The organism is Vibrio sp. 1069 (assembly GCF_033340555.1).
Window position 1 is genome coordinate 597082 of sequence record NZ_JAWOWP010000002.1, and the last position, 11704, is coordinate 608785.

The following is an 11704-nucleotide window of genomic DNA, read 5'->3' on the forward strand; positions in this document are numbered from 1 at the left end:
TATATACTGAAGTAAATGACAACGACAAGGAAATTCAGTCACATGAAGACGACACCTTCAATGCTCTCTGTTCTGCTGCTATCAGCATTATCTACTCATGCAAATGCGGACGAATGCGGAAAAATAACCATCGCAGACATGAATTGGAATTCGGCCAGCTTAATGGCGCACATCGACCAATTTGTCTTAAATGAAGGTTACCAGTGCGATGCGGAATTGATCCCTGGTGATAGCGTTCCTACAGGCACCTCTATGATTGAAAAGGGACAGCCTGACGTTGCGCCAGAGTTATGGACAAACGGTATTAAAGAAGCACTTGATAAAGGGATTGCGGATAAACGCTTGCGCATCGCTAGTGAATCGCTTGTCAATGGTGGTGAAGAAGGGTTTTGGGTTCCCGCCTATCTGGTAAAACAGTATCCAGAACTCGCGACGATAGAAGGCGTCATCAAGCACGCCAAACTATTTGAACACCCAGAGGATGATGACAAGTTCGCGTTTTATAGCTGCCCTGCTGGTTGGACATGCCAAATCACCTCCGGTCACTTGTTTAATGCATTAGGGTTAAGTGAGCACGGCTTTGAGATGGTTGACCCAGGATCTGGCGCAGCATTAGCTGGCACCATCGCCAAAGCCTATGATCGCAAAATGCCTTGGTTTGGTTACTACTGGTCACCGACCCCCGTATTGGGCAAGTATGATATGGTCAAAGTGGATTTTGGTAGCGGAACAGATTTAGAAGAGTATCGCAACTGTACCACTCAGCCTGATTGCGCTTCACCAAAAGTAACAATGTACCCACCTTCTCCAGTTCGCACAGTAACAACTGAGGCGTTTGCGAGCAAAGAACCCCAAGCATTCGCGTACTTGCAGAAACGCGGATTTACCAACGAGCAAATGAGTGAAATGCTGGCCTGGATGGAAGATAACTACGCGGACGGTGAAGAAGCGATGTTTTACTTCTTTAATACCTACCCTGACTTGTGGAAAGGCTGGGTATCTGAAGACGTCGCGGTGAGAATCGAAAAAGCGCTTTGATGATTAATACTTAAAGTGCCACAAATCATTTAACCTCCCATACCGTTTGAATAAACGGCATGGGAGACTCGTCAACGACTCGTTAATACATGGTGTGACCATTCAATGTTTCTTTAGGAATCTCTTGCAGAGCGTCCCAATGTTCGACGATCTTCCCATTGTGATCAAAACGAAAGAAATCCATTGTCACGTATTCAATATCATTAGGCCATGTTTGGTGAGTGTGTAGTGCCACCAAGTTCCCTTCAGCAATGGCTCGCACAAACGTAATGTCTTTATTGGGATACTCATTTTGCATCCGCTCAAAATACTCGATAAAAGCCTCGGGGCCATTTCCAACTAATGGATTGTGCTGAATGTACTCATCGCCAACATAGTCTTCAACCGCTTTTCTTGGATTACCTCGATAGGCGGTTTCGTAAAACGCAATGGCATTTCTTTTATTCTCTTGCAGATCCATTTTTCTTACCTGTGTTGCTCCATCTTGCGGATAACGGTAATCATAGTCTTTGAACTTCAGAAGTGACTGAACATCGCGCACAAAAAGGCCGCTAAACAGCAGCCTTCATCACTTCTACTTGGAATCATCGCCTTTCATCGCTTAAACCACACCACCAGCACCGAGCATAGAACGCTCACTGTTCTCCACCAGCAACGCGGTTGCGGTTTGTTTCAGTGTTTCCCATTCTTGGTCCTCGACAAAGATACCATTTTGCCAAGAAGCTTGTTGCGTGCGGCTTAACTCATCACCTTCAATGTGGGTGGTATACCCTTGTGCACTTTTCTCGATATCGAAATCGTTCACGGAGAGCTCGATAACCATACTATGCAAATCCGTATCATGCCCATCAAACTGATCCGAGAAAAAGACTTCTGGTGCGATTCGTCCACGGTTTAACACATAAAGCGTTCGCTTGGGACTTGAGCCATTGACCCATTGTGCACGGCACGCAATGCCTTTTGCAGAGAGCTTCAACAACTCACTAAAACCTAGCCAACGGTTATGGCACTGCGTCAACGTGATAGTAATCGACTTACGGTTAATCATTTTCTCAAGTGCGAAATCCAACACAGCGGGTAAATGACACGCTACACTCCCGTTGTGCAGTTCTACCTCTATGTTTGACGGCGTACTGTTGGTCACCGATACGGCGCAGTCTGAATCTAACCCAAGAAACAGACTGGCGTTATTAAAATGGCGAACTCCATGTAAGCCAACCATTTGCAAGTCCGCCACCATGTTCGCAATGACATCCGCCTCACCACAGTGACGGCGCATGCCAAGAAATGCCTTATTAACCGCGGCCACCAATTCGTTGTGAGAGACGATCATAATGCAAATCCTCCGTTGATTTTTTGATTGTCACTTTGCGCAATTTCGTCACGCGGCGGCATGCTAGGGAAAATCCATGTGTCTGCCAGTTTAGGGTCGTGAATTTCATCTAACAACGGCGCACCTTGGAAGAAAGTTACTCGAACCCAACGATCCGAGCGCGGATCAAACTTAGTCGCACCAAAGATCGCCAATTTACAGCGCAGTAAGTGTATTGGTAACGCATCTTTACGCAGCACATTCATTTGAATATCCCCCATCGCACGGTTGCCTAACGTCCATACGCGACGTGTGATCGAACGATAAGCCGGTTTTTGCAATAGAAACTCCGCTACGGACATTTCTACATCACAGTCAAGCAAGGCCTGGTACAAGCGATTCACTTGTCTGCCGATATCAAGCGGCAGTTCTTTTTCTTCTCCAGCCTCTTCCCCGCGAACACCAAGCCTTGGCTCTTCTTTATCTTTTGAGCGATACCAGAACCAGTAGTTGTTCTCGGCTAGTGAGTAATCCGCATCAATCGCCCAGCGGTACTTGCTTTGCAACACTTCCAGTAAATCTTGGATCTTTTTCCCGCCCGGAATAGATAACGTTTCATCCGTATTCATTTGGCTAGCAAATTCATCCACTAAAGATGGGTAGAGTTCGATCAAGCAAGAGGTGAGGATTTCTTGGGCTTCCACACTCATTGTTTTCTTATGCTCGACCAAACTCGCCCAGTTCGGATGTAATGCCATTAACGTTGTTAGCTCCGATAGCAGTTGTTTGATGTCTGCTATCGCTTGATGATTGAGCCTGTCTTGATGTTCATTGATGGTGATGACTTGCTCTAAATGACGCTGTGCTTTTTGCAGCAATCCTTGCAAAGGAGCATGGAACGACGCTTCACATGGCATCGCAAAGACTCGCGCTACCGCACGTTCGCGAGAGGTCATCCATTGGTCAACGATGCACGGGTGATTAATCAAGTATGGAGCCATGCCTAAGCCAGTCGCATTGCCGACACCAAGGTAGCGCTGCAAGCCACGATGCAAAGCCACCGCGTTGTCGCCACCTTGCTGAAGTGCCAGATAGTGCACCCAATCTAGGCTGAATTCACGCAACATATATACGGCACACATTTGCGCACTAAAAGACTGGCTGAAATCTGAGTTGTTCTCTAACAGTTTGAAATCGGCGATACCAAACTTTCCGTTACCATAAACAGCTGTGGTACGCAGGATATAACCCACTTCAGCTAACTCTTTCGGCTCAGGCTGCTCGCCTTGAGAAAGCGCGCTAACAATGTGCTCAAACACGCGCACACTTTTGTTTGCGCGAGCAAGAACAAGTACGTTGTTTGGATTACGTCCCGCTTCTTGCAGCGGTACATTTTCTCGCAATCTTTCCAACAAAGTAACATCAACATCGCCTTGAACCAGTGCAAATGTGACGTCCCACTTTTCAGCAATTACGCGATCATTACGCTCGTCGTCGGCAATTTCATCACAGAATACCACCAAATGATAAACGTGCTCTGGCGTGGTCAATTTGTAAATCACATGACCATAACCACGAGGACAAAGCTGCCACTCATGCTTGGTTACTTGCCAGTTTTGGCTTGCCATATTACGAATCAGACTGCGTACAAAGCTGATTCGGTTTTGGTGCATTGCGCCAAGCCTTTCGGCTGCCATGACAATCGCTGCATCGCGCATAGTTGCTTCCGTATAAGTAGAACGATGTGCATCCATTTTGCTCACCACCTATTTGTTATTGTAAGAATACTAGGGTTTGTGCGGATGCAGGAGGAAAACACCCGCACAAGCTCCACGTTGTTTGAATTAGATAATTGTTATAGCCCTTGCTCTTTCGCCATTTTGATTGCGATTTGCGGCGCATTCCAAAGTGACGGTAACAGAATCAACGAAACCGGAACCGCGGTAATCACAATGAAAGATTGCAGAGCAGAGATGCCGCCAGAGCCAAGGGAAATTAGGATCAATGCCGTCACACCCATCATTACTCCCCAGAAGGTACGGATGATCGCATTCGGCTCCGTTTCACCACTGATCACGACACTGATTGTGTAGGTCATTGAGTCGCCCGTCGTGACGATGAAGATCGTGGTTAAAATCAGAAATAGAATTGAAGTCAGCATTGGCATTGGTAGTTGCTGAGTCACTGCAAGCAAAGCACCTGGCAAGTTAAAGCCCTCAAACGCCGCACTCACGCTACCCGGTTCAGCAATTTCAAACGCAAGGCCTGAGCCGCCCACAATCGTGAACCAAAAACAGGTGGTTAACGGAGCCACAATACTGATGGTGGAAATAACTTGGCGAATAGTTCGACCACGGGAAATACGCGCAATAAAGATTGCCATCATCGGACCATAACCCAGGAACCAGCCCCAGAAAAATACTGTCCACCAACTTAGCCAACCTTCGTCACCGCGATAGGTCGCCATTGGGATAAAGTTATCCAACATGCTTCCTACACCTTGAATGTATCCGTTAAAGATAAAATTTGTCGGACCAAAAAACAGGATGTAAACCATCAATGCCATTGCCAGAATCACGTTGTAACGACTAAGCAGTTGCATGCCTCGGCTTAATCCACTGAGTGCTGACAAGGTGTAAAGCGCAATCGCAAACAAGATGATGATAAGCTGAGTGGTAAAGCCATCAGGAATATCAAACAGCGCATTTAACGCGTAGCTAACCTGCAAGCCTAAAAACCCAATTGGTCCGATGGTGCCCGCGGCTACCGCGATAATGCAGCACGCGTCAATCAATGCACCGAGTTGGCCTTTAAGTGCTCGTTCGCCCAAAACTGGGTAAAGCAAAATACGGGGTTTTAGTGGTAAACCTTTGTCGTAATGCAGGTGCATCACCACGATGGAAGTTAAGCTACCTACAATCGCCCAAGCCAGAAAGCCCCAGTGCATAAAGGATTGCGACAACGCATTCACCGCACCTTGCTGCGGGTTATCTTGCGCGCCGTACAAAGGGGGTGGGCTAACGTAATGCGCGATAGGCTCAGCCGCGGCCCAGAAAACACCACCACCAGCCAATAAGGTACAGAAAATAATCGCCATCCAGCGGAAAGAATCCATTTCTGGTTTTGCAATCCCGCCCAACATCACCTTGCCTGTTCGCCCTGCAGCCAAGCCAAGACCAATAAGAAAAGTGAGAAGCAGCAGTAACTGCCAGTATGGACCAAACACCTGAACTGCCCAGCTAAAACCGGCGTTAACGATCGTAGATAACAGCTCGCCGTCATAAAGTGCAATAGCAACGAACAACGCGATGAAACCACCGCTATACCAAAAGGCCGGGTTATTCAGTCCTAATTTGTCCATCGTGTTTTCTGTTGTTGATGTGTTGTGTTTTACTTTTGACTTGCCCGATGACACGCTCATCGTGGAAGCTTTCATGCTATTGGTTAAATCAGACATACTCTGGCTCCAGAGGTTCTTTGCAGCAGCCAAAGACTGGCTACAAATGTGAGTTTTACGCCTGCCGTATTGTTATTATGTGGGCAGGCGGTTCCTACTTTGGGGAATGCTATGAAATAGGCTCTAATCCTTCTTTAAGGAAGTTGAACCAGTTTTCACCCAATATTTTTCCAGCCTCAGATTCACTGAATCCGTGACCCATTAATCCGTTGTAGATGTTCTCCATCCCTGCGCTGCCGCAGAACCATGGCAGCGCATCTGGCCATCCCGAGTTACTTGCTGAACCTTCGCCGTAATCCATCGCTTTTGACCAACGCCCGTTGCGCATCCATTCCAATACTTGTTGCGGTTGGTTTAAGCACAGATCACTACCGATGCCTAAATGGTCGACGCCAAACATGTCTGCGGTTTTCGCAACCATCTGGCAGAAATCATCCAGCGTGCACTGGCTGCCATTTGGTAAATGGAACGGATATAAACTGAATCCAATCAAACCACCGCGCTCCGTCAGTGCTTTGATCACGGTGTTGGACTTGTTGCGCAGTGCGTCATGCGCAAACGTCGGGTTAGCATGGCTGATACAAATTGGACGCGAGGAGAGCTCGATAGCTTCCAACGTTGAACGCTCTGCGCTGTGGGACATATCAATGATCATCCCGACTCGGTTCATCTCTTCAATCGCTTGCTTACCAAAGCGAGTTACGCCGGAATCATTTTGTTCGTAACAACCTGTCGCCAGTAAGCTTTGGTTGTTGTAGGTCAGTTGCATGATCAGCAGACCTTGACGGCGCATCACTTCAATCAGGCCAATTTCATCATCGATTGGTGAGCAATTTTGAGCGCCGAAGAAGATGCCGACTTTGCCTTCTGCTTTGGCTTTTTCTACATCTGCCATTGAATAAATAGGCATGATGAGGTCTGCATTTTGCTCGAAGCGCAAGTTCCACTCAGCAAAACGCGTCAAGGTTTCGCGCGCAGTTTCGTGGTAGACGATGGTGGCATGAACGGCGGTAATGCCACTCGCCTTAAGCGTTTGGAAATACTCTCGATCCCAATTGCAGTACTGCAATCCGTCAATCACAATCCGTTGTTGGTACATAACCACTCCTTAAACAATTTCTTAGCCTTTTCGTGCGGGTAACTGACACCATCAGTTACCCTGCCGATCTTAGTAAGGACGCTGATAAGCGGTTTTCACTACGGTGTAGAACTCTTTGGCGTACTGACCTTGCTCACGAGGACCAAAGCTAGACTCTTTACGGCCACCAAATGGAACGTGATAATCTGTACCCGCAGTTGGCAAGTTAACCATGACGCAGCCCGTTTGGACTTGCTGTTTGAAGATCGCGCTATTACGCAAGCTTTGCGTGATAATGCCGCCTGTCAGGCCAAAGCGCGTATCGTTCGCGACTGCAATTGCCTCATCCAGATCAGAAACGCGAATCACGCTCGCCATTGGCGCAAAGACTTCTTCTTGGTTCACTTCCCAGCCATTCTGTGTATTTAAAAACAGAGTTGGTGACATGTAGTAACCGTCATGCTCTAGGCTCAGACGCTCACCACCGAAAGCCAGCTCCGCGCCTGCTTGGCGTGCGTTTTCGATCCACTCAAAGTTCGCATTCAGCTGGTTACCATCAACAACAGGGCCCATGAACACGCCCTCTTCTAGAGCGTGACCCACTTTAAGTTCGCTCATGCGTTTGATTAGCGCTTCAACATACGCGTCGTGAATTCCGTCCATAACGACAAGACGAGAAGACGCGGTGCACTTTTGACCTGCACCCGAGAATGAGCCTGCGATTGTTGCTTCGACAGCAATCTGAATGTCTGCATCATCTGCGACTACGAGCGCATTTTTGCTACCCATCTCTAGCTGACAACGCACAAAATTTGGTGCCGTTGCCGCTGCAACTTTACGGCCTGTGTCCACAGAACCAGTGAAGCTCACGCCGTTCACATCCTTCGAATTGATAAGGGTATTACCTACTTGCGAACCGCTACCCAAAACGAGGTTAAACGTGCCAGCAGGTAAACCTTGGCGATGGATAATCTCTGTCAGCGCAACGGCACTTGCTGGGGTTAGGTTGGCAGGCTTCCAGACGACGCTGTTGCCAAACGCAAGTGCTGGCGCGATTTTCCAAGCCGCTGTTGCTGTTGGGAAGTTCCAAGGAGAGATAATGGCGATAACGCCGACGGCTTCGCGAGTAACTTCAACGGAGACACCTGGACGGACGGAAGCAGCGCTATCGCCAATTTGACGCAGAACCTCAGCAGCAAAGTATTGGAAGAATTGGCCAGCACGGTAAATCTCACCTCGACCTTCAGCAAATGGCTTACCTTCTTCACGCGAAAGCAAGGTGCCCAATTCGTCACATCGTGCAATGAGCTCATCACCAATCGCTTGTAGCACTGCTTGCTTGCGCTCGATTGGTGTTTTTTCCCACTCTGGCTGCGCTGATTTAGCCGCTTGAATCGCTTGCTCTACTTGCGACACACTCGCTTGTGCGAAATCGCCAATGTTTTCGCTGATATCAGAAGGGTTAATATTGGCGATGGTGTCCATGCCCGATTGCCATTCACCTGCTATATAGAGGGATTTTTCTGCTTGAACATTGTTAATAAAAGTCATGGTTCTTTCCTTGTTCTTCCGATTTGTGATGGCAAGCCACTCACTCACTGATCTCTAATTATTCTCGTTGGATTTATTCTGGTTGGCTTGCCGACGCGTAGACAACAAACTCCACCAACATCTCTTCTCGCGCTAACCCTGCAACCACCATGGCGGCGCGATTTGGGTACGGCGCTTCAAAATATTCCGCGTACACTTGGTTAACGGTCTTTAAGTATTCTCTGTCAGTCACATAAATCAGGACCTGCAACACCGAGTCCAAAGACTCCCCTGCACACTCCAGGGTGTGAATGAGATTGTTAAAGGTTTGACGTGTTTGTGCTTCGATACCGCCTTCCACAACCGCGCCTGTGTCATCAATAGGAATTTGAGCCGTATACAGGGTTCCGTTGTTGACTATCGCCCATTCAAGCGGCGCTTTAGAAGCAAATAGACTGGTTTTAACTGGGTGTTTTTTAGTAGGAGTATTCACGTGCCTTTCAACCTTTGTAACGGCTTTGTTTCAATATGGTTAAATGATGCACATTGACAGGCGATAAATCTAACGGTAAATTTTTGACATTTGATAAATTAAACTTATCACTCTGTTTAAAATAACGTAAATAAAGGGATTAAGAGGCATTAGGGATGAGTATTAAGCTTCAACAATTAATGCATTTTGTGATGGTAGTCGAGGAAGGAGGCTTTCGAGCCGCTTCACATCGTGCAAATCGTTCTCAGGCGGCACTGTCAACATCGATAAAAGAGCTTGAAAAAATTCTAGGGCAAACGCTGTTTGAACCCGGAAACAAAACCAAATTGACCCCGTTTGGTGAAATTTGTCTGCCCAAGGTGGTTCAGTTTCTCAATATCTACAGTGCGCTGGACAACGATCTCAAAGCTGCCGCGGCCGGACAGCAAGGGAGAGTGCGAATTGCGAGCGTTCCTTCTGTTGCAGCGAAACTCATCCCTAGCGTGTTGGGTGCCTTTTGCGAGCAGTATCCAAATGTAGAAGTAAGCTTGATCGATGATAACGCGGCGGGCGTCGAGGCTCGCTTACTCTCCGGTGAAGTCGACTTGGCGCTCGGTAACCCCTCTCACCTCGATGAGGGCGGCATTGACTTTACGCCGCTGTTAGCCGATCCAATAGGCGTGGTGTGTTTAAAGGACAACCCTATTGCAAGTCATCCAGAAGGAATCGAGTGGCAAACTTTGTTGGAACAACCCTTTATCCGTAACGGCACTTGTACACTTCTCGATCCAACCCCAGCAAGAGCTCTGAGTCAGCAAGCGCTCTATTCGGTCGAAAATATTACTTCACTGTTTTCTGTCTTAGAACTTGGGATTGGTGTCACGACCCTACCGAAGCTTGCTTTCCCAACCAATGAAACACGCTTGGTTTGGATTCCGCTTATCGATCCACCACTTGAAAGGCAAATTGGTATATTTACGTTAACCGATCGCACGATCTCGCCTCAAGCTAAAGCATTTCACGATCTTTGTGTGCATTATTTAAACTATCAAAAAGAAGATAAATAATGGTTCGATTAACATGCGGATAATTAAAAGCCTCCATATTCAGAGTGGAGGCTAATTTGTATTTGTGTATTCGCTTCGTTCTATTTTTTGCGACGATTTCGGTTCTTATACACCACGCAAAAGTTACCACGCTTGGTACGACACTTTGAGCAACGTTCACAATCTACTGGTGCGCGATTGCCTTCTTTCCAACGTTTGATCAACTGTGGCTCAGCCAATAAAGGGCGTGACACAGCAAAAAATTGGATACCTGTGTTTTCTGCAATTTTCTCAATCGCATCAATGTCGCTCAGCCCGCCGACAGTAATCACCGGTATGCTAACGTCCTGACTGATCACGTGACCATATTCGTGAAAGTAACCTTCTTCTTGTAGTGTGTAACCATCGAACGTTTGACCAACAAGTTCGTTTGCTTTGCCGTGAACATTGCCAGATACGATGATCGCATCAACGCCTATTTCTTCAAGTTTCTTGCAGACGACGCGAGTTTCGTTGAACGTTAAACCGCCGTCAAAGAACTCTGTTGCCGTCAGTTTAACGAGGATGGGAAATTCGCTTCCAACCAGCTTTCTGGTTTCAGAATAAATTTCTAAAAGAAAGCGCATGCGATTTTCTAAGTCACCACCATATTCGTCTTCGCGACGATTATAGTACGGGCTTAAAAACTGGTTAATTAAATAAGTGTGCGCCGCATGAATCTCTACGCCGTCAAAACCAGCGTCTTGAGCACGTTTACTCGCCAATGCGAATGCCTTTACGATGTAGTCTATTTCGTCCTTTGTCATCGCTTTGCCTTGCGTATTTGTACCACGCTCAGGCACGTCACTCGGAGCGAAGATGACACGCTCACCGACGTTATGGGTGGTTTTGGTGCCACCGTAAGCAATTTGCATCACGATTTTAGAATCTTGTTGATGTACTAGCTCTGTTAGCTTTTTGTATTCTTCAATAAAAGAGTCGTTGTAGATCCCCATCATACCTGCGTTGGGTTTCTCTTCTTCAACGATATTGGCATAACCCGTAACAATAAGCCCAACTTCCCCTTTCGCAAGCGTTTCGTAAATATCGTAAAGCTTTACCGTCATGTGACCATCTTCGGTCGCCATGTTCTCCCACGTTGCGCTTCTCACAAAACGGTTCTTTAGGGTCATGTTGCCAATTCGGGCTTCGGAAAACAAAATGCTCAAAACCAGTCCTCTTAAAGTTGTCTTTATGTTTTATCTTTTCGCAAGTAAACAAGAACGAAAAAGGAACAGCGATACACGATGTATGGCTGTTCCTTCTCTGAATCCTTGAGACCTGCAAACTACAGGCGCACCTTAATGCCTCGGAGACGACAAAACTTTAATCTGGGTTAAGGTTTGGTGAGTTTTTAGATTATGTAAAAGGATGATTCTTAATCGTGTTCATTTCACTGGAGCTAAGGTGCTTCCTCACCCACTTTCAGTCGTAAAACTTTTGTATTTCGCTAGCTGGTGATTCAACTCAAACATTCACATTGTTAGTTTGTATGCTGCTATGGGAACTAGCACTCTCCCCAAATGTTTACATTACAAACTATCGATATTGAATTTTCATATGGCAAATAGAGTTATTGCGCTGTTTATACTTTTTAGCTTAATAGTCACTATCTCTTGGCATTATTACGCGTCAGCGAAAACGTGCTTCACTATGTTTTACACACTGGTTGTTTTTGCTTTTAGATATGAATACGTGATAGTGAAGCTAGAGGAGGAGCAGGAAAAACAGG

10 protein-coding genes are annotated in these 11704 nt (G+C 46.8%); 2 read left to right on the forward strand and 8 right to left on the reverse strand.

Annotation, left to right across the window (positions count from 1 at the left end; translation table 11 throughout):
• Positions 1 to 42: 42 nt before the first annotated feature.
• Positions 43 to 1038 carry an ABC transporter substrate-binding protein gene (locus R7040_RS05760; RefSeq protein ID WP_005375798.1) on the forward strand — a complete coding sequence of 332 codons (996 nt, stop codon included), beginning with the start codon at positions 43 to 45 and terminating at the stop codon, positions 1036 to 1038.
• Positions 1039 to 1120: 82 nt separating this feature from the next.
• Here R7040_RS05760 and R7040_RS05765 read toward each other — a convergent pair whose 3' ends face one another.
• The 7 genes from R7040_RS05765 to R7040_RS05795 form a co-directional block, all read right to left on the reverse strand.
• Positions 1121 to 1498: a nuclear transport factor 2 family protein gene (locus R7040_RS05765; protein ID WP_005390944.1), complete on the reverse strand. Its 378-nt coding sequence runs from the start codon at positions 1496 to 1498 to the stop codon at positions 1121 to 1123.
• A gap of 141 nt (positions 1499 to 1639) precedes the next feature.
• Complete coding sequence (locus tag R7040_RS05770) at positions 1640 to 2371, reverse strand: DUF3726 domain-containing protein (RefSeq protein WP_053307776.1); 732 nt, start codon at positions 2369 to 2371, stop codon at positions 1640 to 1642.
• Positions 2368 to 4104, reverse strand: a complete 1737-nt coding sequence (locus R7040_RS05775; RefSeq protein ID WP_285398692.1) for a hypothetical protein — start codon at positions 4102 to 4104, stop codon at positions 2368 to 2370. The genes R7040_RS05770 and R7040_RS05775 overlap by 4 nt, the downstream gene beginning before the upstream one ends.
• 101 nt (positions 4105 to 4205) lie before the next feature.
• Positions 4206 to 5807 (reverse strand): BCCT family transporter, encoded by a 1602-nt coding sequence (locus R7040_RS05780; protein ID WP_005375792.1) that lies wholly within the window; start codon positions 5805 to 5807, stop codon positions 4206 to 4208.
• A gap of 109 nt (positions 5808 to 5916) precedes the next feature.
• Entirely contained in the window at positions 5917 to 6906 is a 990-nt protein-coding gene (locus R7040_RS05785) for a membrane dipeptidase (protein WP_053303711.1), read from the reverse strand.
• Between the two features lie 69 nt (positions 6907 to 6975).
• Positions 6976 to 8436 (reverse strand): aldehyde dehydrogenase family protein, encoded by a 1461-nt coding sequence (locus R7040_RS05790; protein WP_025767670.1) that lies wholly within the window; start codon positions 8434 to 8436, stop codon positions 6976 to 6978.
• Positions 8437 to 8509: 73 nt separating this feature from the next.
• A complete protein-coding gene (locus R7040_RS05795) occupies positions 8510 to 8908 on the reverse strand; it encodes a RidA family protein (RefSeq protein WP_005375789.1) in 399 nt (132 codons plus the stop codon).
• A gap of 155 nt (positions 8909 to 9063) precedes the next feature.
• On the opposite strand from R7040_RS05795, the gene R7040_RS05800 reads away from it, so the two are divergent.
• Positions 9064 to 9954 carry a LysR family transcriptional regulator gene (locus R7040_RS05800; RefSeq protein WP_005375788.1) on the forward strand — a complete coding sequence of 297 codons (891 nt, stop codon included), beginning with the start codon at positions 9064 to 9066 and terminating at the stop codon, positions 9952 to 9954.
• 80 nt (positions 9955 to 10034) lie between these two features.
• Here R7040_RS05800 and R7040_RS05805 read toward each other — a convergent pair whose 3' ends face one another.
• The gene (locus tag R7040_RS05805; RefSeq protein WP_062730958.1) at positions 10035 to 11141 is read right to left on the reverse strand and encodes an NADH:flavin oxidoreductase; all 1107 of its coding nucleotides are present in this window, start codon (positions 11139 to 11141) and stop codon (positions 10035 to 10037) included.
• Positions 11142 to 11704 lie beyond the last annotated feature (563 nt).